We start from the raw sequence: 20,266 nt of genomic DNA on the forward strand, positions 1-20,266 counted from the left end.
CTACGTCACTCCGCAGCCCCCACGGTCTCCACTTCCGCTTCCGCTTCCCGCGAAACGGACTTCGCCTTGCGCTTGAGCACCAGCATCGAGGTCAGACCGATGAGCACGGCCAGGACCAGCCCGAGCCACGAGAACCGCTTCAACCACGACTCGGCGACGACCCCGACGTAGTAGATGACGGCGGTCGTCCCGCCCGCCCAGACGATCCCACCGAACACGTTGGCGATCAGGAACTTCCAGTAGGGCATGTGCAGCACACCCGCCAACGGCCCCGCGAAGATCCGCAGCAGTGCGACGAAGCGGCCGAAGAAGACCGCCCACATGCCCCACTTCTCGAAGGACCGCTCGGCGGTGGCGATGTGTCCCTCCCCGAAGTGCCTGGGGAACTTGGCCCCGAGCCAGGCCAGCAGCGGCCGACCGCCCTTGCGGCCGATGGCGTAGCCGATCGAGTCACCGATGATCGCGCCGGCGCTCGCGCACGCGCCGAGGACGAACGGGTCGATCTCCCCGTGCTGGGAGGCGAGCAGCGCGGCGGAGACCAGAATGATCTCGCCCGGCAGCGGAATGCCCAGGCTCTCCAGCCCGATGACCAGTCCCACCAGCGCGTAGATGCTGACCGCGGGGATCGTCTCCAGCCATTCCTGCACGTGCAACGCCGGTTTCCTTCCGATCTCGCCGTACGCCCGGCACGTCTGCGTCCCCGGCGTGCGCCCGGCCCCGGGCGCACGCCGAAAGCCTACCGGGTCAGGGTGACACCGAGGACTCCTGCGCAGCCCACGGATCGCACTGGTGTTCCTGTGCGGTGGTCACGCCGAGGGCGTTCCCGCCTGTCCCGGCAGACGGTCCGGTACTGGGGCTCCTTCCTGCACGGTGGCCGACAATGACTCGTGTCAGTCATCTGGGCATCAGCACACTGACAACCCCCTTGATCGAGCCGACCGCCTGGACCACCGAGCCGGCGACCGGCTCCATCGCACCCTGCGGCTGCGGCGGCAGGGCCGCCGCCGGAACGGGCGCGGACTGCTCGTTGCTGTCGTCCGTGACGTACCGGGTCTGGAACTGCTGGTCCGAGGAAGCCTCGGGTGAGGGTGAGGGCGCGGGCGACCCGCCGGATCCCGGAGTCCCGTCTCCCGCATCGAGCTCGGGCCCCTGCTGCTTGCCTTCCGGACCGCCCTTCCCCTTTTCCTTCTGCCGCGGTCCGGACTCGCCGTTCTTCGCGTCCTTGTCGCCGTCCTGCCGGACGCCCTTCTCGGCGGAATCGTCGGGCGCGGACGACTTGGAGGCGAAGGCCCAGATCTCCTCCGCCGTCCCGGACCTCGTTTTGACCACCACGTCCGCGCCGGCGCGGAACGAGACGGGCGCGACGGCCAGTTCCTCGCGCCAGCGGGGCAGCAGTTCGCCCTGGAAGGTGATGTCGTAGCGAACGTCGTCGGCGTGGGACCCGACGCAGCCGGAGAGAACCACGTTTCCGTCACCGGCGTGGGAGTCGAGGCACAGGCTGGGGTCGGCGAGGCTGCGCAGGAGTCCGTCGTACTCGTACGACCACTGCTGGGTCTCGGCGGCCGAGCACACGGCCAGCCGCGTCCCGGAGCCGGCCACTACCCGGTCACCCTGGATGTCCAGGCACAGGTTCGTGGCGACGTGGCGCAGCCTGCCGCGTTCCGACTCACCGGGATAGGCGGCAGGGGTGGCCGGCGGCGAGCCGTCGGCCTGCGGCCGGGAGGCCGACCCGTGGTCGTCGGGGCTCGGGGAGTCGGTGTCCGGGGCTGCCGAGTAGCCGCTCGCCATGCCCCAGGTGGCCGTCGGCATGGTGCTCTCGCCCGTCCAGTTGCGGGCGCCGAGCACGCTCGCGAGCAGCGCGAAGGACATGGCGCCGACTCCGACAGCCACGGCACGCCTCCGCCTTCCCGGGAGGACGAACCGCTCGTCGGGCAGCGGGAGATGGGCCATGAGCCGATGGCGGCCACCGGCGCGTCCGCCGCCCCGGCCGGCCGGGCCGCGGGGAGAGGCACCCTGGCCGCCGCGCCCCGGGCGGGAGTCGAGATAGCGCCGGGCTCCCCAGCCGAGCACCGCCTCGGCGAGGAGAGTGCCGAGTTCGCCCTCGAAATAACCGAGTTGCTCGGCGGCGTGCCGGCAGTGCGGGCACGTCAGCAGATGCTGCTCGACATCGGGCAGCAGGGCACCGCCGCGTCGGATCGAGACATCGAGGAGGCGGTTGTAGAAGCGGCATTCATTGGTCGGCGCGAGTTCGCGATGGGCACGTACACAGGTGGAGCGGAATTGCTCGCGGGCCTGCTCAAGTGCCGCCGAAGCGCTTGTGGAGTCCACCCCCAACAGACCGGCCGTTGTGGAAATGGGCTCGGCCTCGACCTCGGTGTGCCAGAGCAGACACTGAGCCGCTCTCGGCAGGGCACGGAATGACCGCTCGGCCAGTACCCGCTTTTCGGATGTCCGTGCCCTCGCCGCGCGTAGACCACGCGCGCCGGTGGGTTTGCGGAGTTCCGGGAGCACCACCGAAATACCGTCTTCGGCGGACCACTCCCGGACCGTCTCCCGTACCGCCACGAGGAGTTGGGGCCGCAGGGCCTGATTCGACTCGCTGCGCTCCAGCCGCCCGAACACCCGGTGAAAGGCCGACGTGGCCGCCATGCCGGCGAGGTCTCCCTCGGCCGCCAGACAGATGGCCGCATAGTCGTAGGTGGACTGCCAGTGCCGTGCCAGTAGCATCGCGACGGCGTACGCGCTCTCGCCCTCCACTCGCCCGCGCAGTTGGGCGGCGAGGTTCATGTCGGATTCAGCCGGGCTCGCCCCAGGACGAGGGGGGTAGGGCGGACGCGGGGGGTGAGGGGATTGCACAGACCCAATTCCTTCCAAGCCGCAGGACGGCACAAGCGAATTGCACATCCACGGGAAAGAGATGCGTGATTGGTGCGTACCTACGACTCGTCAGCTGTGGGACTTCGGGTCGACCGGCACACAATCCCGAGCGGGAAAAGGGGGTCTGACCTCCGCCCCCGCGCGAGTTGGCTCACACTCGCACACACGTCTCACCATAAACAAGCAGTCCGAGTGACCAAAGTTCAAAACGAAGAGAATTCAGATGTGTTACCGGCGGTATCCGCACCGGCATTCGAAATTGCACCCCGGTCGCCCGCCGAGTTGTGTGCATGAGCACCCGGATGGCACACACAATCTTCAACTTCCGGCCTCCTGGGGACGGTATGGGACGCAGCGCGTCGAGAGCGTCGCCGCGCAGCCGGGGCATCCAGGCCCAACCGCTCTACACCCTGAGGGAGTTGACCCCCGACACCGGCCGCCACAGCCGGATGGCGGCCCGAAGGACCACGACCCGGCAGGTCCGTGGACCTGCCGGGTCGTGGTGGGCCCCGAGAGCCGGTGAAGCACCGAGGGGAGGCCGTCAGCCGTTCGGACGGAGGGTCCAGATGACGGTCATCTCACCGGTGACGGCACCGTCCTCGCGCTGGATGGCGACGGTCACCGGGAACTCGGGGCGCTTGCCCTCGTCGAGTTCGGCGACGACCTCGGCGACCGGGCGACCGAGGGTCGCGATGGCCCTGACGGGGCCGAGCGCGATCTTCTTGAACGCGATCTCGGCGGTGACGGGCAGCGGTACGGCACGGGACAGCTGCTCACCGAAGGCCGCCAGGACGACAGCTCCACTGGCCGACTCCCCGAGCGTGAACATGGCGCCGGCGTGCGGTCCGCCGACATGGTTGCGGTACTCCTCCTGGTCCGGCAGAGCCAGCACGGCCTTCTCCGGAGTGGTCTCCAGATACTCGAGGTTCAGCGTGCGAACCATCGGCACCGTGGCGGTGAGAAGTTCACCGATCGACATCCGCTCTGCACTCATGTCCACATGTTACCCGTCGGTAGCCAATGCTGACCGGATACAGCCCGCCGACCGCCGTATCGTTACCGGCCATGTGGCCAGAACAGCAGCCGCCCGGGGGCGAGCAGAACCCGCAGGACCCGCAGCACGCGCAGGTCCCGCCGCACAATCCCTACCAGCAGCCGGGCTATCAGCAACCGAACCCGTACCAGCAGCCCGGATACCAACAGACGGGGTATCCGCAGCCAAACCCCCATCCACAGCCGCCGCAACAGCAGCCGGGGTGGGGCGCTCCGACACCGACGGGCGTGCCGCAGCCCCCGCCGGGCGGGGGCGGAGACGGAAACCGTACGAAGATCACCGCGATCGTCGCGGCCACCGCTGTCGTGATCACGGCCGGGGTGACCGGTTTCCTCGTCCTGGGCGGCGACAAGGACAAGGAGGCGGGCTCGGACAACAAGGACAAGCAGTCCAGCGAGTCCGCGCCGGCCTCGACGCCCGCCTCGACGCCCGCGGACCCGAGCGGCTCGGCCTCCGCGCCGGCCTCGGACGACAACCCGCGGGACTCCCAGGCCGAGAAGCCGACCGTCGCCGGCTGGAAGGTGGTCGTGAATCCGAAGTGGGGCACCGCCTTCGACGTGCCGGCGGACTGGGAGGTGGAGACGCCTGGCACGCTGATCGGCTTCGAGGACGACAACGCCACGGCCGGCGCCAAACCGCTCATCACCATGTCGGCGCCCGCCTACTACAAGTCGAAGTGGTGCGTGTCGGACGACGACAAGGACGGGCGCACGTCGGACACCGCACTCGCGGCCGTGGGCACCAAGGGCGCGAGCGGAGCGAAGAACGCCGACGAGGTCGCTGTGAACCAGGTCCCCTGGTGGGTCTACGGCGGCTACACACAGCCGGACAAGAAGAGCCTCGTCCTCGACGAGAAGGCGACGCCGTACACGACCAAATCCGGCATCAAGGGCAGCTTCGCCCGGGCCCACTCGAAGAACACACCGCAGACGGGGAAGTGCGCGAGCGACGGCAAGGCCATCACCTTCGGCTTCAAGAACTCGGTCGGCGACTACGTGGCGTGGAGCCTCTACGGTGCCACGGGTGTCCCCGATGAGGTCTCCGAGAAGACGGTCATGCAGATCCTGAGCACGGTACGGCTGCACGGGGACCCGACGGGGGCGTGAGGAACCTGCGGGGCGGGGCGCGGCGGGCGCCGGTAACCGGCTGAAAGCGGTCGCGTCGGGTCGGAAATCGATTGGCAAGTCGGCGGCGGGCCGCGATAGTCGCCCGGTGACCTCCCCCGACTCCCCCGCCCCGCGCCCGCGCCGCCCCTCCTGGGCCGGCCGCAACTACAGGCTGCTGACCGCCTCGGCGGTCGTGACGAACCTCGGCAGCCACGGGGCGACGATCGCCGCCGCGTTCGCCGTCCTCGAGGTGGGCGGCGACGCCGGTGACGTGGGTCTCGTGGCGGCGGCGCGGACGCTGCCGCTGGTCCTGTTCCTGCTGATCGGCGGCGCGATCGCCGACCGGCTCCCCCGGCATCACGTGATGGTCGCCGCCAACGCCCTCAACTGCCTCTCGCAGGCGGCGTTCGCGGTGCTCGTCCTGGCCGGGGAGCCCCAGCTGTGGCAGATGATGCTCCTGACGGCACTCGGCGGCACCGGGCAGGCGTTCTTCGGCCCGGCGGCCGAGGGCATGCTGCTGTCCTCGGTCGAGGGCGACCAGGCCGCCCGCGCCTTCGCGGTGTTCCGGATGGCGATGCAGAGCGCGGCACTCGGCGGCGCGGCTGTCGGCGGCGCGATGGTCGCCGTACTCGGGCCCGGCTGGGTCCTCGCGGTGGACGCGGTGGCGTTCGCGGTCGCCGGGGCGCTGCGCTCCTTCCTCGACGTGAGTCACATCCCGGCGCGCGGGCCGGGCGGCGGGATGCTCGCCGATCTGCGGGAGGGCTGGCGGGAGTTCGCCGGACGGTCGTGGCTGTGGGTGATCGTCGTCCAGTTCGCCGTCGCCAACGCGGTCATCGCCGCCGCCCAGTCGGTCTACGGTCCGCTCGTGGCCCGCGACAGTCTCGGCGGGGCCGGGCCATGGGGGCTGGCACTGGCCATGTTCGGGGCCGGCACGGTCGCCGGGGCCGTGCTGATGATGCGCTGGAAACCGCGCCGCCTGCTGCTCGCCGGCACACTCTGCGTGTTCCCGCTGGCCCTGCCGGCCGCCGCGCTGGCCGTACCGGTGCCGATCGCCGTGCTGTGCGCGGTGATGTTCGTGACCGGCGTGACGCAGGAGGTGTTCGGCGTGAGCTGGATGACCGCGCTGCATCAGGAGATCCCCGAGGACAAACTCTCCCGCGTGTCCGCGTACGACTGGTTCGGCTCGGTCGCGATGCTCCCGCTCGCCACGGCACTGGCGGGCCCGGCGGAACACACCTTCGGCCGCACGCCGGCCCTGTGGGGCTGCGCGGTCCTGATCGTGGTGGTGACCGCGGGAGCCCTGTCCGTACGGGACGTACGAAACCTCACCCGGCGCACGAGGAAGGTCACCCGGGACGCCCAGGACACGCCGGTGAAGGGCGAGTTGGAGAGCACCGGCGGCTGACGACCGTTCCACCGCCCTCGACCACCGAGCCCGCCGAGCCTCACCCGATGCCGAACGCTCCCTGTGGCGGCACCGGTGACGGCACCGCGTCCTCGTCCCGGACAGGTGCGGCGCCCCCGATGAAGTCCCTCAGCGCGGGCCCGTGTTCGAGCCGGGCCGGGAAGGCGTCGGAGGCGACCCGCCGGGCCAGGGCAGCCGGGTCCAGGGGGCGGTGCGAGGCGACGAGCACCGCGTTGCCGAAGCGCCGGCCGCGCAGGACGCCCGGTTCGGCGATCAGCGCCAGCTCCTCGAACACCGCTGAGAATGTGGCGAGTTGGGATCGCAGAAAGGCGAAGGGCGCGGCGTCGGCCAGGTTGGCGAGGTAGACGCCGTCGCCACGCAGCACCCGCTCGGCCTCTTCCGCGTACGTCAGGGACGTCAGATGCGCCGGAACGCGCGAGCCGCCGAACACGTCGGCGACGAGCACGTCGGCGGAGTCCTGCGGTGCGGCTTCGAGCCAGGCACGGGCGTCGGCCACGTGCAGGGCGATGCCCGCGTCGTCGGGAAGCGGAAGGTGTTCGACAACCAGGTCGAGCAGCCCGCGATCGGCCTCGACGACGTCCTGCCGGGACCCGGGCCGGGTCCCGGCGACGTACCGGGGCAGCGTGAGCGCACCCCCACCGAGGTGCAGCACGTCCAGCGCCCGCCCCGGCTCCGCAAGGGTGTCCAGTACATGACCGAGCCGACGCGTGTACTCGAACTCCAGATGCGTCGGCTCATCCAGATCGACGTACGACTGAGGCGCCCCGTCGACGGTGAGCAGCCAGGCGCGCTCACGGTCGACGTCGGGCATCAGCTTGGCGAACCCGTGATCGACGGCACGGGCAACGGGTATCGACTCCTCGTTCACTTCTTCATTGTGCCTGTGGCGAGGCGCCGCGAAGGGGCGCGGGGAACTGCGCGACCAGCCACAACCGGCCCGCAGCCCCCCACACACATCCGCCACCCTCACACGACGGCTGTCACGGTCCCCGCCCCCACGGTCCGCCCGCCCTCACGGATGGCGAACCCGAGCCCCGCCTCCAACGGCACCTCACGCCCCAGTTCGACGGTCATGTCGACCGTCTCCCCGGGCCGCGCGACAGCCACCTCACCGAGGTCCACATCACCCACGACATCCGCCGTACGGATGTAGAACTGTGGCCGATACCCCGTCGCGACCGGCGTCGTACGTCCGCCCTCACGGGTGGACAGCACATACACCTGCGCGGAGAAACGCCGGCTCGGTACGACGCTGCCGGGCGCCGCGACGATGTGCCCGCGTCGGACCGCGTCCCGGGGCACCCCGCGCAGCAGCAGCGCCACGTTGTCCCCGGCCTGCGCCTCCTCCATGGGCTTGCCGAAGGTCTCCACGCCGGTGACGACCGTGTCCACGTCCGCGCCCAGCACCTCGACCCGGTCACCCACCCGGACGGTGCCGCGCTCGACCGCGCCCGTGACCACCGTCCCGCGGCCGGTGATGGTGAGCACGTTCTCGACCGGCAACAGGAACGGCGCGTCCACGTACCGCTCGGGCATGGGCACATACGTGTCCACCGCGTCGAGCAGCGCGTCGATCGACGCCGTCCAACGGGGGTCCCCCTCAAGGGCCTTGAGGCCGGAAACCCGTACGACGGGTACCGCGTCGCCGCCGTAGCCGTGCGCGGTGAGCAGTTCGCGGACCTCCAGCTCCACGAGGTCCGTCAGCTCCTCGTCCCCCGTGTCGGCCTTGTTGAGGGCGACGACGATGTGGTTGACGCCCACCTGCCGGGCCAGCAGGACGTGTTCGGCGGTCTGCGGCATGATGCCGTCGAGCGCGGAGACGACGAGGATCGCCCCGTCGAGCTGCGCGGCCCCGGTGACCATGTTCTTGACGTAGTCGGCGTGGCCCGGCATGTCCACGTGCGCGTAGTGCCGGGTGTCGGTCTCGTACTCCACGTGCGCGATGTTGATGGTGATGCCCCGAGCGGCCTCCTCCGGGGCGCGGTCGATCCGGTCGAACGGGACGAACGTGCCGGAGCCGCGCTCGGCGAGCACCTTGGTGATGGCGGCGGTCAGGGTCGTCTTGCCGTGGTCGACGTGACCCATCGTGCCGATGTTGAGATGCGGTTTCGTGCGGACGTATGCCGTCTTGGACATGGCGGTACCTCGAAGCCTCTTCAGCGGTACTGAGTGATGGCCCCGGCGCGGAGAACGCGGCCGGGACGGGGACCCCGAGGAAGTGCGCCGACCCTCCCCCTGCGGGGTCCGCCGGACGATCCGGGAAGGGTCAGCTTCGGGCGCCGTCGACGACTGCCACGATGATCGGGACGGCAGCCTTCGGGGCATCCGCGACTGCGGATGCTGCGAGGAGGAAGGCGTACCGGAACATGAGGCCGATCCTCGCCGACGCGTCGCCGCACGTCGAATGGTTTTCCGCGGACCGGGGACTCAGGGGCGGAACGGGACCTCGGCGCACGAGAACCCCGCCGCAGTGGCGCATGTCACGACATGCCGTTTCCGCAGGGTGTGGGCGCACGTGTCACCCGGCGCGCCGGTCGTCCCCCCGCTTGTTCCACCGTTGGGACCAACCATACGGCGATCACACATACTCGTCGGTTAGTGTCGCCGAATGCTCGATGCCACCACCCGCTCTGGGGGCACCGCCACGGCCACTCCCCCGGCCATCGCCACGGAGCTCTCCCCGCTCTCCCCCGCCGTCATAGTCGTCGCCCCGGCCGGCGGCCTCGCCGCGCGCTACACGAGAGCACTGCTCTCACCGTGGTCTCGGCTGTCGCTCCTGGTGCTGCTGCTCGGCGCCGCGGCGACGTGCGTCCTCCTCTTCGAACCGCAGCGGCTGCTTGCCGACGGCTGGCCTCCCCAGGTCGGCGGAGCGGTCGCGGCGGTGGTCTTCGGGGCCGCGTACGGGCTGTGCACCGTGGCGTTCGTGCCACGCCCGCTGCTGAACCTCGCGGCGGGCGCGCTGTTCGGTTCCCAGCTGGGTCTCGCCGCCGCGCTCGCGGGCACGGTCCTGGGCGCCGGCGCCGCCTTCGGTCTGGGCCGTGTGCTGGGCCAGGACGCGCTGCGCCCGTTGTTGCGCGCCCGCTGGCTCCAGGCGGCGGACGGCCAGCTCAGTCGGCACGGCTTCCGCTCGATGATGGCGGCCAGGCTGTTCCCCGGGGTGCCCTTCTGGGCCGCCAACTACTGCGCCGCCGTCTCCCGCATGGGCTGGCTGCCGTTCCTGCTCGCGACGGCTCTCGGGTCCGTCCCGAACACCGCCGCGTACGTCGTCGCCGGGGCCCGGGCCTCGTCGCCCACCTCCCCCGCCTTCCTGATCGCGATGGCCTTCATCGCCGTACCGGCCGTGGTGGGCGCCGTGGTTGCCTGGCGCAAGCGACACCACCTGCGCGGGCACTGACACTGATTCCTCAGGAAGCCGTACAGGCACCCCCTCAGGAGGTGCCCCGGTACACGTCCAGCCGCCCGCACATCCCGAACTTCCCACGCGCCGAAGGCTGTTCGGCCCGTACCGCGGCCTCCGCGAGGTGGGACGTGTCACCCCGTTCCAAACGGTCGAGCTGCTCGCCCGTGGCGCCGGCCGCCGCCTCGGCACCGCGCCGCCAGCGCTCGCGCCAGTCGGCGAGCCGGGGCCGTACGAGAGCGGCCGCGGCCTCGTGGAAGGCGGCCAGGGCCTCCGGTCCCTCCGCCTCCCGCAACGCCCGGTACCCCTCAAGCGCCAGGTCGCGCCGGGCCCGGGCGACCCGCTCCTGTTCGGCCACGGGCGCGTCGGCCGGAATCACGGTCGCGGCGGCGTACGTCTCCGGGTCGGTCAGGTACGGCGGCGGCAGCGTGAGCACGGCGTCACCCGCCTCCGGCAGCCCGCTGTTCTGCATGAGGACGGTGATGCGCAGTTCGTCCTCGTTGACCAGCCGGTGGATGGTGCCCGGCGTGAACCAGGCGACCGTGCCGGGGGCGAGCGGCGTCTCCTCGTACCCGGACGTCGTGAGCGTCTGCACCGCGCCCCGCCCACCCGTGACGACGTACGCCTCCGAACAGGTCAGGTGCATATGGGGAGTTCCGCCGCAGACACCGTCGACAGCCGGCCAGTCGTAGACGGAGAGATGCGAGACGGCGACGCCGCCCGGCAGACCGGCGAAGGCCGCTCCCCCGGGCCCCGGGCTCACCACGGGTGCTCCTCCAGGTACTTGGCGACGCCCTCGCGCTCCCACTCCCCGTCGGCGACGACGACCCGGTAGCGGCGGGTGAGCGTGTCGCCGGGCGCGAGCTCCAGTTCGTCGTAGAAGGCCCAGGAGGGAGCGACGGCGGCGAACGGCTCGTTGCGCACGAACCAGTGGGCGGGATGCGCGCCCTCGGCCCCCAGGTGATCGTTCTCGGGCGCGTGTGCGAAGACCAGCGTGGCGTGGCCGTCGGCACCGTCGAACTCTCCGGAGTACGCCAGCCACGGCGCCTGCTCGCCCATCAGGCCCGGCCCCTCGGAGTCGGGGCCGAGGACACGACCGTCCCGGAAGGCACGCGGTCCGCGCCAGAACAGGCCGGTGTAGCCCGCCGCTTCGCGCCCGGCGGTGGTCGGGCTGCCGAAGAGCAGCGGCTCGTCACGCCGGTTGGTGATCGCGCTCGTCCAGGTCAGCGCCCAGGAACCCGCCGCCGGATCGACGTCGTGCACCTCGACCCGCCGCGACTCCTCCGCCCACAGCTCCCCGCTGTACGGGTGCCAGGTGAGCCGCTCCGCGATGACGACCCGTCCCGCGTCCGAGGCGACCTCGTCGAAGCCGACGTGGGCCATCGAACCGACGCGCTCGGGAAGCGCGAGATAGCCCTCACCGTGGACGTACGAGTTGCCGCCCCAGAGGTTCGCCCCCGACAGGTGCGAGGCCGTCAGCTGGAGGCCCTTGTGCCAACGGTGGTCGTTGGGCCGGTAGTCGGTGACAACGTTTCCGGCGAGCGTCCGGATCGGGTGCAGATACGGCTTCGGCGCCTCCCAGGCCGCCTCGGCCCCGTACACGTAGCTGAACAGCTCGACCCCGGTGACGGGTTCGGTCACGGTGATGCGGTCGCCGTGCGCGTGCACGATGCGCAGGTCCTCGGACGTGGTCACGCGGACGCCTCCTCGGTGGATTCGGTAACGAACTGGGTGGCGGATCCGGGAACATCGCCATCCTCGTCGCCATCGTCGTCGATCGCGGGCGCCCAGCCGGGAGCACCGCCGTGCAGCGCGACGTAATAGGGGTCGCCGGGGCCGATGTCGCCGGCCTTGACCGTCGTGTCCGTGAAGGCCGACTTGTACAGCGCGGTGATCAGTTCCAGGCTGGTCCGCCCGTCCGCCCCGCTGCTGCGCGGCCGTTCCCCGGCGCGCATGCTCGCGACCAGTTCGCGCAGCTGCGCGAGGTGCGAACTCGGCACATCCGCCCCGAAGTCACGCCAGGCGGCCACCTCCGCCTCCGGCACGTCCGGCGCCGGGGTGATCGTCCAGTTGGCGTTGGAGTGCCCATACAGATGGGTGAGTTCGACGGTGGCCCGCTCGCAGTCGATGCGGATACGGCTGACCTCGTCGGGGCTGAGCACACTGTTGACGACGGTCGCCAGCGCGCCGTTCGCGAACCGGACGAGCGCCGTGGAGACGTCCTCGGTCTCGACGTCATGGACGAGCCGTCCGGCCATCCCCCGCACCTCGCTCCACGGCCCGAGCAGATCCAGGAGCAGATCCATCTGGTGGATGCCGTGCCCCATCGCGGGCCCGCCGCCCTCGGTCTGCCAGCGCCCGCGCCAGGGCACTGCGTAGTAGGCGGTGTCGCGGTACCAGGTGGTCTGGCAGTGCGCCACGAGCGGCCGGCCCAGGGCCCCCTCGGCGAGCAGCCGCCGTACGTGGGTCGAAGCCGAGCCGAAGCGGTGCTGGAAGACGATCGAGGCGTACGGTCCGCCCCCGAGCCCTTCCTCCTCCTCGATGGCGTCGAAGTCGGCGAGCGTCGGCACCGGCGGCTTCTCGCACCACACCCAGGCCCCGGCGCGCAGCGCGGCCACGGTCTGCTCACGGTGCAGGGTGGGCGGCGTACAGATGGTCACCAGGTCGGGCCGCTGTTCCCGGAGCATCTGCTCCAGGTCGGTGTACGCGTGCGGAATCCCGCTCTCCGCGCAGAACGCCTTCACCGCGTCGGCGTTGATGTCGACGGCGGCGACGACCTCCGTCTCACCCTCGTCGGCCAGCTCGGCGAGCGCCGGAAGATGCGACCCGCGCCCGATGGCGCCAGCCCCGATGACTGCGGCCCTGATGCGACGGCCGGTGAGCGGCGGGAGAGGGGCGAGTGAGGTGAGGTCGGCAGGAGTGCCGGCGGCCCGGGATCGCCCCGGGGAGGCGGGGGACGTGTCGGGACTGGTTGCGGGTGTGGTCATGTGCGTGATCAGCACTCCATCGGACGCGATGTCTGCCGTGGGCCAACGCGTGATGACTCCGGACCCTCCCGGGGGCAGCAAGCGCTTTCTCTTCGCTGGCAACGTATGTTCCGCCCAAGCGGCCGGTCAACACCACGACGGGGGTGTCCACGGGATGGACCGCGCGGACGCACAATATGGAGAACCCCGCCCTTTACCACCCCTTGACCCCGGCCCCTGTGCTCGCCCTGTCACCGGGGGCCGCTAGGCTGCCCCCAACACACCTGCTCTCCGCTGTCCTTCGCTGTCGCGCGCGACGGCCGGGTGTGTCCGTCGGCCCTTCCACGATCAGCGCTTGGACCACGTAACTTCATGTCTTGGTTTGAATCCCTCATCCTCGGACTCGTCCAGGGGCTGACCGAATTCCTCCCCGTCTCCTCCAGTGCGCACCTGCGCCTGACGGCCGCGTTCTCCGGCTGGAAGGACCCGGGGGCCGCCTTCACCGCGATCACCCAGCTGGGTACGGAAGCGGCGGTGCTGATCTACTTCCGCAAGGACGTCGGGCGGATCCTCTCGGCGTGGTTCCGCTCGCTCACCAACAAGGAGATGCGCAGCGACCACGACGCGGTGATGGGGTGGCTGGTGATCGTCGGATCGATTCCGATCGGCGTTCTCGGGGTCACGCTCAAGGACCAGATCGAAGGCCCCTTCCGCGACCTCCGGATCACGGCGACGATGCTGATCGTGATGGGCATCGTCATCGGCATCGCCGACCGCCTCGCGGCACGCGACGAGACCGGCGGGAAGCACCGGGCGGCCAAGGAGCGCAAGGGCCTCAAGGACCTGGGTGTACGGGACGGCCTGATCTACGGCCTGTGCCAGGCGATGGCACTGGTCCCCGGCGTCTCCCGGTCCGGCGCGACCATCAGTGGTGGTCTGTTCATGGGCTACACCCGTGAGGCGGCGGCCCGTTACTCCTTCCTGCTGGCCATGCCGGCCGTACTCGCCTCGGGTGTCTTCGAGCTCAAGGACGCGTCGGAGGGAGGCCATGTCTCCTGGGGCCCGACGGCCTTCGCGACGGTGATCGCCTTCGCGGTCGGATATGCCGTGATCGCATGGTTCATGAAGTTCATCTCGACCAAGTCGTTCATGCCGTTCGTCTACTACCGCATCGTCCTGGGCATCGTGATCATCGCCCTGGTGGCGACGGGCGCCCTGAGCCCGCACGCGGCGGAGTCGTCGAGCTGACGCCCTGACCGGCACACATGACGGATGATCATCCGACCGTGACCAACCACATACCGTTCGCGTAGCCACCTGGTAGCGCAGTGTCAGTCCTTGCGCCTACGCTGGTGCGCATGTCCCCCGATTCCCTGGCCCCTGGTTCCGTGCGGTCTGCTGCTGCGTTGAACGAGCAGATCCGTGCGCTCTGGCTCCGCGCGGGCGGATCCCTCTCGGCCCAAGAGCGGGAGGAGTACGAGCTGTTGGTGGTCAGGTGGGCCGCGGCGATACGCGGCGAGATCATCGAGGCCGCCTGACCGCGAGGCGGGCACCTGGAGTGCACGGCGCCTGTCCCGCTCCCCCGCACCACTGATTCGTACGCCGTCCGCCCTCCCCTTCCGGCCACGCAGCGTCACCGCCCGCCCGACACCCGCAGCACAGCTCCCGTCGTGTACGAGGACTCCGCGGACATCAACCAGGCGATGGCGGCCGCGACTTCCTCGGCCAGCCCCGGTCTGCGGAGCGGAATCGCCGGGGACACGCGTTCCGCCCGGCCCGGGTCACCCATCGTCGCGTGCATGTCGGTGTCGATGATGCCCGGCGCGACCGCGTTGACCCGGACGCCGTCCGGACCGAGTTCCTTCGCCAGGCCCACGGTCAGCGCGTCGACAGCCGCCTTGGTCGCCGCGTAGTGGACATAGTCCCCGGGGCTGCCGAGAGTGGCAGCCGCCGAGGACACGTTCACGATCACACCGGTCCCCCGAGCCGTCATGGAACGCGCGGCACGACGCGAACACAGCAGCGTGCCCAGCAGGTTGACGTCCACGACACGGCGCAGAACGGCGGGGTCGGCGTCGGCCAGCCTGCCCAACGGGCCGGTCACTCCGGCGTTGTTCACCAACCCAGTGACCGGCCCGAGCAGTTCCTCCACCAGGTCGAACAGCCGGTCCACCTCCGCCTCGACCGAGGTGTCGACCCGAACGGTCACACACCGCGCTCCGGCTTCCCGCACCGCCGCCGCGACCGACTCGGCGGCCCGGACGTCCCGCACGTACCCCACCGCGACATCGTGACCGTCCGCCGCGAGCCGCAGACAGGTCGCGGCACCGATCCCCCGACTCCCACCCGTGACCACCGTGACCGACGACCCGCTCATGGGCGTACCTCCATATCGAGTGGCTCCGCACCCTGTCATCCACGTCTTCAATGCCTTCTACGTCTTCTGCGTCTTCTACGCCCTCTACGGTCGCAGTTGCGCGAGCACGTGCTCGATCCCGACGATGCACTCGTCGGCGTACCGAGCCGCGGATCACCCTCCGGGGACCAACTCCCGGACCCACCGCACCCGCACCGATACCCGCCTCAACCGCGGCTTCCAGGCACCCTGGGCATCCTTCGTCGCGCCGATCACGTGACGTGGCCGCCGTCTCGGCAGGAGACTGGTCCGATGGAGTTGATCTTTTCCGGGCCTGTGATCGAATGGCGCGGGCCGTCGCCGTACTACTTCGTTCCCGTGCCGGACGAGGAGTCCGCCGACATCCGCGAGGTGGCCGCAATGGTCACCTACGGCTGGGGCGTGATCCCGGTGGAGGCCCGGATCGGCGAGGTCGTCTTCCGGACGTCGCTCTTCCCCAAGGACAGCGGCTACCTGCTGCCCCTCAAGGCCGCTGTACGCAAGCAGAGCCACCTCGCAGCAGGGGACGACGTGACCGTGAGGATGACTGTCGCTCTCAGACAATGATCGCCGTGCGACTCCTCGGCGCCCGCGTCCGCCCCCGTATGGGGCCGGGATGCCCGTATGCCGGGATGCGACGCCCCGGGGAAGGGGAGACGATGGAAAGGCAGGCCGCGGCGCGATCACCGCCCCCGGGGGGACGTGGAGATGCGACATGTCCGTTCACAAGGTTCGCCCGGACATCAGGGTTCTGAACGACAGCCTTGAGGTGCCCGGGATCGGGCACCTCCCGGTGAACGCCTTCGTACTGCTCGCCGCGCAACCCGTCGTCATCGACACGGGACTTGGGCTGCCCGACCGCGACTTCCTGGAGGCGGTCGGCTCCGTGGTGGATCCGGCCGATGTGCGATGGATCTGGCTCACGCACCCGGATCGTGATCACACGGGTGGAATCTTCGACCTTCTCGCCGCGGCACCCGAGGCACGTGTCGTGACCACTTTTCTCTCCGCCGGGCTCATGTCCTGCGAACGGCCGCTGCCGCTCGATCGTCTGTATCTGCTCAACCCGGGTCAGAGCCTGGACGTCGGCGACCGCACCCTCACGGGGTTCAGGCCGCCGTTGTTCGACAACCCGGCCACCGTAGGCCTCTTCGACGACCGGTCGGGCGTCTGTTTCAGCTCCGACTGCTTCGGTGGGCCGATGGCCAGTGCCGAACTGGCACACGCCGACGATGTCCGCGCGGTCGGCGTGGAGGACCTCCGGGCCGCACAACTGCTGTGGGCCACGGTCGACAGCCCGTGGGTGCACAACGTGGATGTCCAGAAGTTCCTCGACACCTTCCGGCTGCTGCAGGACCTGAATCCGGAACTCGTCCTCTCCACGCATCTGCCGCCGGCCCCCGGAATGACCGGAGCGATGATCGACACGCTGGGCTCGGCACCAGGAGAATCGGCGTTCACAGGACCGGACCAGGCTGCGCTGGAGCAGATGCTGGCCGGGTTCGAACCCACTGGTGGCGGGCAACAGCCCCCACCCGACAGCCCGGTGTGACGGTCGACCGCCAGGTGACTCGGTCCGTCATTCCAGGAGTCACCCCAGGAAATGGCCAAGAGGCTCCTCGCCAACGGGACAAGGCCGCTCCTGGAGCAGCAGCCGGGCCGGCGGAGTCCAAGTCTCCTGCGCTGACGAGGGCGTGGATCTCGTGGGCGAGCGGCGTCACGTCGCGGATGGCGACCGTCCACTCGTCCGCGTAGCGTCGTACGGCCTCACCGGACAGCCCCAGTTGCAAGGACCGGTACGGCAGGGGCCGGAGGCGCAGGTCCCGCTCGGGATCCCACTGCACACGGGCCGGCGCACGCTTCGACTGGCGCTGCCAGGTAGCTCGGTCGGGGTGCACCCCGCGGACGTAGCCCGACAGGCACGCATGGCGCAGCGCCCACTCGAAGCGCTCACCGCTGATCTCGACAGCGAGGACAGTCTCCTGCCCGGCGTTCATGCCCCAGCAGCAGCGGTGATAGCGGACAGTCGGGATTCCTCACTGGCGGCCAGTTAGCGGGGAGTTATCTGGCCGCCAGTGATCACTCCGGGTGAGCGGGCCCGCGTCGGCTTGCCACGGTGGAGCCCTGGCCTCACCGGGCCGCGATGTGCGCCGCCCCGAACAGGCGCTTGGCCATGCCGAGGCGTTCATACGTGGCGATGGCCGGCGCGTTACCGGTGAGCACCATGAGCGCGGCGCGGCCGTGCTGGTTGACGAGGGCGTCCACGACGAAGCCGCACACGGCCCGCGCAAGACCCCGCCCGCGGGCGGCAGGGTGGGTGACCACCCCGCCCATGAACCCGCACCCGGCCGCGGACCACGCGTCCGCCGCCACCGCCAGCGGCTTCGCCCCGACGCTGCCGTCCACCTCGCCGACGACCCCCGCCCAGCGGCGCATGCCCGCGCGTCCCGGCTGCGCGTAGGAGTCAGGGAAGAAGCGGTCGAACAGCGAGGCCGTCTCCTTCTCCTCGCGGGCGTTCAGCCACCGCACGCCTGCGGCGGCGGCACCGGATGGGGACGTGGCCTCCATCCAGAAAAAGTTGTGGACCGGCGCCAGGTTGGGCAACTGCCCAACCAGCGCATCGATCAAGGCAGCTTCCCCCAAGACTCGGTAGGACGGGCCGATCTCCTCCAGGATCCGCCGGACCAACACGGCCACGTCGACGCCGTCGCCCTTGACCGCAAGCCGGTCCTGTTGAGGGTTCGGGCTCGCCACCGCCAGCGCCGCGCCGTGGCACCAGGCCCGTACCCCCGACCCCAGGCCGTCACCGCCTTGTCCCTGGGCGGCCCAGACCAGATGTCCGTCGCCGGCCGCGGCCTGCTCGATATCGCTGAGCCGTGCAAGTTCCTCCATACGCCGTGCTTACCAGGCGTTCTTGGAGGCCCGCTGTGACCCAGCCCTCATCGATCACTGCCTGTGATCACGTATCTGGCCGTACTTGGGGAATGTGAAGTGGCCGCCGACACAGCGGTACATCATCCATAGGAACGACGGCTTGATCCATATCAAGCCTTGTTCACAGACCTCTCTCTGGAGCAAGCCCTCGCTGACATGAATGAAGAGCCCTACGAGCAGCTTTGATGTGTCCCGTCGGTTGGGTCGTCTGCACGGTCCCGGACACACGTCGGACGATCTTGACAGAGAGGCATCATAGGAGTCCGATTTCGAAGGAGGGACGCCCATGAGACTGGTCTCCGACCCCGGGTCCGGCGAAGTGGACCTCGCCGCGTCGGCGGATGAGCTGATGCGGTTGGCAAGCGCTGTGGCCCTGGGTGAAGGACTGGTCAGGGCCACCTCCTTGCCGGGCAGCACCGCCCTGACCGGGATCCGGGTGAACAAGACTTCCGGCCCTGGTGCCCTTGTCCGCCGGGACGCCGAGCAGCAGATCCTTGTCATCAGTGGTGACTCGGCAAGCAGGGCAGTACAGCGCTGAGCGTCGCTGCCGTTGCTGTGCTCAGGACGGCGGGTGCACAGAGATGCATCACTGCTCGTCGCGACGAAGATCTCTCCCCGGAGGGAGAGATGTCGAAGGCTCGTACTCCCGCGCATCCGGTCGGGTAGACCTTCGCGACCGGATGCTACGGACCGAGGTCACCGAAGGGGCCGGCTCCCGCGCGGCCACCCTGGCGATGGTGTTCATGCCCGTCGAATCCACCCAGGCCCGCCGACGAGCCGTTTACGCACCTCACCTCGTCGCTCTCGTCCGTGCCGGAGCCCGCTTCGAGCGCAGCCACCTCGTCGAACGCCCCGAGAGCCACGTGGCCTGAACGACCTCGATTCATCCACGGATCTTGACTGCAACTCCCCTGCCCGCGCCGTCCGGGGCAGCAGGCCGACGGGTCAGACCGATGAGTCTGCCGGCTGCCTGAAGTCTTCTTCGTGACATGCCCGCCCCGTCGGTGGATCAGGAATCGGCGGGTCCCGGTGTCTTGGAGGAGAGAGGGAGGCCAGGATGCACAATCCGATTCGGCTGTACATGTCGATGTCGCTCGACGGCTACATCGCCGGGCCGGACGATCGGCCGGGCCAGGAGCTCGGACGCGACGGCGGGCGGCTTTTCAACTGGCTCGACGACCGGAAGTCCGACGGTCCGAGCGGCCAGGTGTACCGCGAGGCGCTGGCGACCGGCGCCGTGATTTCCGGCCGACGGACCTTCGAACTCGCCGGGCGCTGGCAGGGCGACCACCACGACGGCGTGCCGATCTTCGTCCTCACCCACCGCGTGGATGACGGGGACGTGCCACCCGGCCACGCGCGTTTCGTCACCGACGTCGAGGAATGCGCCCGTCAGGCTCGCGCCGCCGCCGGGGACCGGCCGGTCATGGTCCATGGGGCGGGAGCGGCCCAAGGGCTTCTCCGAGCCGGGCAGCTGGACGAGATGGAGATCCACCTGATTCCGGTCCTCCTCGGGGACGGCCGACGGCTGTTCGACCACCTCGGTGGTGATCACATCGAACTCGACCTCGTCCGACGGCTCGAGGATCGAGACGTCACGCACCTCCGCTACCAGGTGCGCCGCCCCGGAGAGGCCGCATGAAGACGCTCTTCGTCTCCTACCGCGTCACCGATCTGGACCGCTCGCTCGGTTTCTACACCGCCTTGGGCTACGGAGAACTGGGCAGAGTCGAGATCGGCGACGGAAGTCGCCTCGTGATCCTCAAGTTCCCCGGCGAACCGGCGGCCTCGCTCGAACTGGTCCACCGTCCCGCCGACGGACGTGTCGACGTGGGCAGCGGATTCGACCACCTCGCGATCCAGGTGGACACGCTGACTGTCACCCTGAGGACGCTGGCCGAAGCCGGCCTGGAGCCGGAGCGTGTTCAGTATCCAGGCGGCCCTCACGGCCCGAAGACGTCGTGGCTCACTGACCCGGACGGTTACCGGATCGAGCTGGTGGAGTGGCCGTTCGGACATCCCGACGGCATCACCGCAGCAGACTTCTCCTGAGGTGGTCACGGTGAGCGGGGTGGCGACGCTCCCCTCGACGCGGCCGTAGCGCGACGCGC

The 20,266-nt window shown here is 70.0% G+C and carries 21 protein-coding genes and 2 pseudogenes; 12 read left to right on the top strand and 11 right to left on the bottom strand.

Going from position 1 to position 20,266, the window contains the following annotated elements; all coding sequences use genetic code 11:
- Positions 1 to 5: 5 nt before the first annotated feature.
- The 3 genes from OHN74_RS05830 to OHN74_RS05840 form a co-directional block, all read right to left on the bottom strand.
- Positions 6 to 653: a DedA family protein gene (locus tag OHN74_RS05830; protein WP_327693465.1), complete on the bottom strand. Its 648-nt coding sequence runs from the start codon at positions 651 to 653 to the stop codon at positions 6 to 8.
- A gap of 241 nt (positions 654 to 894) precedes the next feature.
- Complete coding sequence (locus OHN74_RS05835; protein ID WP_327693466.1) at positions 895 to 2,787, bottom strand: RICIN domain-containing protein; 1,893 nt, start codon at positions 2,785 to 2,787, stop codon at positions 895 to 897.
- A 631-nt stretch (positions 2,788 to 3,418) separates the two neighbouring features.
- Positions 3,419 to 3,856 (bottom strand): DUF4442 domain-containing protein, encoded by a 438-nt coding sequence (locus tag OHN74_RS05840; protein ID WP_327700007.1) that lies wholly within the window; start codon positions 3,854 to 3,856, stop codon positions 3,419 to 3,421.
- An 86-nt stretch (positions 3,857 to 3,942) separates the two neighbouring features.
- Here OHN74_RS05840 and OHN74_RS05845 point away from each other — a divergent pair, with 86 nt between their 5' ends.
- Positions 3,943 to 5,037, top strand: coding sequence for a hypothetical protein (locus OHN74_RS05845; protein WP_327693467.1), 1,095 nt, complete (start codon positions 3,943 to 3,945; stop codon positions 5,035 to 5,037).
- A 106-nt stretch (positions 5,038 to 5,143) separates the two neighbouring features.
- Positions 5,144 to 6,442 carry an MFS transporter gene (locus tag OHN74_RS05850; RefSeq protein WP_327693468.1) on the top strand — a complete coding sequence of 433 codons (1,299 nt, stop codon included), beginning with the start codon at positions 5,144 to 5,146 and terminating at the stop codon, positions 6,440 to 6,442.
- Positions 6,443 to 6,482: 40 nt separating this feature from the next.
- On the opposite strand, the gene OHN74_RS05855 is transcribed toward OHN74_RS05850, so the two are convergent.
- Both OHN74_RS05855 and tuf read right to left on the bottom strand, forming a co-directional pair.
- Positions 6,483 to 7,274: a spermidine synthase gene (locus tag OHN74_RS05855; RefSeq protein ID WP_327700008.1), complete on the bottom strand. Its 792-nt coding sequence runs from the start codon at positions 7,272 to 7,274 to the stop codon at positions 6,483 to 6,485.
- A gap of 155 nt (positions 7,275 to 7,429) precedes the next feature.
- Positions 7,430 to 8,599 (bottom strand): elongation factor Tu, encoded by a 1,170-nt coding sequence (gene tuf, locus OHN74_RS05860; protein WP_327693469.1) that lies wholly within the window; start codon positions 8,597 to 8,599, stop codon positions 7,430 to 7,432.
- Positions 8,600 to 9,071: 472 nt separating this feature from the next.
- On the opposite strand from tuf, the gene OHN74_RS05865 reads away from it, so the two are divergent.
- The gene (locus OHN74_RS05865; protein ID WP_327693470.1) at positions 9,072 to 9,857 is read left to right on the top strand and encodes a TVP38/TMEM64 family protein; all 786 of its coding nucleotides are present in this window, start codon (positions 9,072 to 9,074) and stop codon (positions 9,855 to 9,857) included.
- 34 nt (positions 9,858 to 9,891) lie between these two features.
- Here OHN74_RS05865 and OHN74_RS05870 read toward each other — a convergent pair whose 3' ends face one another.
- From OHN74_RS05870 to OHN74_RS05880, 3 genes are all read right to left on the bottom strand, one after another.
- Positions 9,892 to 10,506: a cupin domain-containing protein gene (locus tag OHN74_RS05870; RefSeq protein ID WP_443060540.1), complete on the bottom strand. Its 615-nt coding sequence runs from the start codon at positions 10,504 to 10,506 to the stop codon at positions 9,892 to 9,894.
- Between the two features lie 113 nt (positions 10,507 to 10,619).
- On the bottom strand, positions 10,620 to 11,555 hold the full coding sequence (locus OHN74_RS05875; protein WP_327693472.1) for a PmoA family protein: 936 nt from the start codon (positions 11,553 to 11,555) through the stop codon (positions 10,620 to 10,622).
- The gene (locus tag OHN74_RS05880; RefSeq protein ID WP_327693473.1) at positions 11,552 to 12,847 is read right to left on the bottom strand and encodes a Gfo/Idh/MocA family protein; all 1,296 of its coding nucleotides are present in this window, start codon (positions 12,845 to 12,847) and stop codon (positions 11,552 to 11,554) included. The genes OHN74_RS05875 and OHN74_RS05880 overlap by 4 nt, the downstream gene beginning before the upstream one ends.
- 351 nt (positions 12,848 to 13,198) lie before the next feature.
- Here OHN74_RS05880 and OHN74_RS05885 point away from each other — a divergent pair, with 351 nt between their 5' ends.
- Together OHN74_RS05885 and OHN74_RS05890 are read left to right on the top strand one after the other, a co-directional pair.
- On the top strand, positions 13,199 to 14,074 hold the full coding sequence (locus OHN74_RS05885; protein WP_327693474.1) for an undecaprenyl-diphosphate phosphatase: 876 nt from the start codon (positions 13,199 to 13,201) through the stop codon (positions 14,072 to 14,074).
- Positions 14,075 to 14,184: 110 nt separating this feature from the next.
- On the top strand, positions 14,185 to 14,364 hold the full coding sequence (locus tag OHN74_RS05890; RefSeq protein WP_164417975.1) for a hypothetical protein: 180 nt from the start codon (positions 14,185 to 14,187) through the stop codon (positions 14,362 to 14,364).
- A gap of 95 nt (positions 14,365 to 14,459) precedes the next feature.
- On the opposite strand, the gene OHN74_RS05895 is transcribed toward OHN74_RS05890, so the two are convergent.
- Complete coding sequence (locus OHN74_RS05895; protein ID WP_327693475.1) at positions 14,460 to 15,203, bottom strand: SDR family oxidoreductase; 744 nt, start codon at positions 15,201 to 15,203, stop codon at positions 14,460 to 14,462.
- Positions 15,204 to 15,222: 19 nt separating this feature from the next.
- Here OHN74_RS05895 and OHN74_RS05900 point away from each other — a divergent pair, with 19 nt between their 5' ends.
- The 3 genes from OHN74_RS05900 to OHN74_RS05910 all read left to right on the top strand — a co-directional run bounded on the left by OHN74_RS05900 (position 15,223) and on the right by OHN74_RS05910 (position 16,773).
- On the top strand, positions 15,223 to 15,462 hold the full coding sequence (locus OHN74_RS05900; RefSeq protein ID WP_327693476.1) for a hypothetical protein: 240 nt from the start codon (positions 15,223 to 15,225) through the stop codon (positions 15,460 to 15,462).
- Between the two features lie 32 nt (positions 15,463 to 15,494).
- Complete coding sequence (locus OHN74_RS05905; protein WP_327693477.1) at positions 15,495 to 15,788, top strand: DUF1905 domain-containing protein; 294 nt, start codon at positions 15,495 to 15,497, stop codon at positions 15,786 to 15,788.
- A gap of 148 nt (positions 15,789 to 15,936) precedes the next feature.
- Complete coding sequence (locus OHN74_RS05910; protein ID WP_327693478.1) at positions 15,937 to 16,773, top strand: MBL fold metallo-hydrolase; 837 nt, start codon at positions 15,937 to 15,939, stop codon at positions 16,771 to 16,773.
- Between the two features lie 39 nt (positions 16,774 to 16,812).
- Here the strand turns inward: OHN74_RS05910 and OHN74_RS05915 are convergent.
- Together OHN74_RS05915 and OHN74_RS05920 are read right to left on the bottom strand one after the other, a co-directional pair.
- Positions 16,813 to 17,236 (bottom strand): annotated as a pseudogene (locus OHN74_RS05915) (DUF4291 family protein); the annotation flags it as partial.
- A gap of 115 nt (positions 17,237 to 17,351) precedes the next feature.
- Positions 17,352 to 18,113: a GNAT family N-acetyltransferase gene (locus tag OHN74_RS05920; protein WP_327693479.1), complete on the bottom strand. Its 762-nt coding sequence runs from the start codon at positions 18,111 to 18,113 to the stop codon at positions 17,352 to 17,354.
- 328 nt (positions 18,114 to 18,441) lie between these two features.
- Between OHN74_RS05920 and OHN74_RS05925 the strand changes: the two genes are divergently transcribed.
- From OHN74_RS05925 to OHN74_RS05940, 4 genes and pseudogenes are all read left to right on the top strand, one after another.
- Complete coding sequence (locus OHN74_RS05925; RefSeq protein WP_327693480.1) at positions 18,442 to 18,693, top strand: hypothetical protein; 252 nt, start codon at positions 18,442 to 18,444, stop codon at positions 18,691 to 18,693.
- A 145-nt stretch (positions 18,694 to 18,838) separates the two neighbouring features.
- A pseudogene (locus OHN74_RS05930) lies at positions 18,839 to 19,027 on the top strand (IS256 family transposase); the annotation flags it as partial.
- Positions 19,028 to 19,212: 185 nt separating this feature from the next.
- Positions 19,213 to 19,797 carry a dihydrofolate reductase family protein gene (locus tag OHN74_RS05935; RefSeq protein WP_327693481.1) on the top strand — a complete coding sequence of 195 codons (585 nt, stop codon included), beginning with the start codon at positions 19,213 to 19,215 and terminating at the stop codon, positions 19,795 to 19,797.
- Positions 19,794 to 20,207, top strand: coding sequence for a VOC family protein (locus OHN74_RS05940; protein ID WP_327693482.1), 414 nt, complete (start codon positions 19,794 to 19,796; stop codon positions 20,205 to 20,207). The genes OHN74_RS05935 and OHN74_RS05940 overlap by 4 nt, the downstream gene beginning before the upstream one ends.
- The last annotated feature ends 59 nt before the right edge of the window (positions 20,208 to 20,266 follow it).

It is taken from the genome of Streptomyces sp. NBC_00459, assembly GCF_036013955.1.
Classification (GTDB): domain Bacteria; phylum Actinomycetota; class Actinomycetes; order Streptomycetales; family Streptomycetaceae; genus Streptomyces.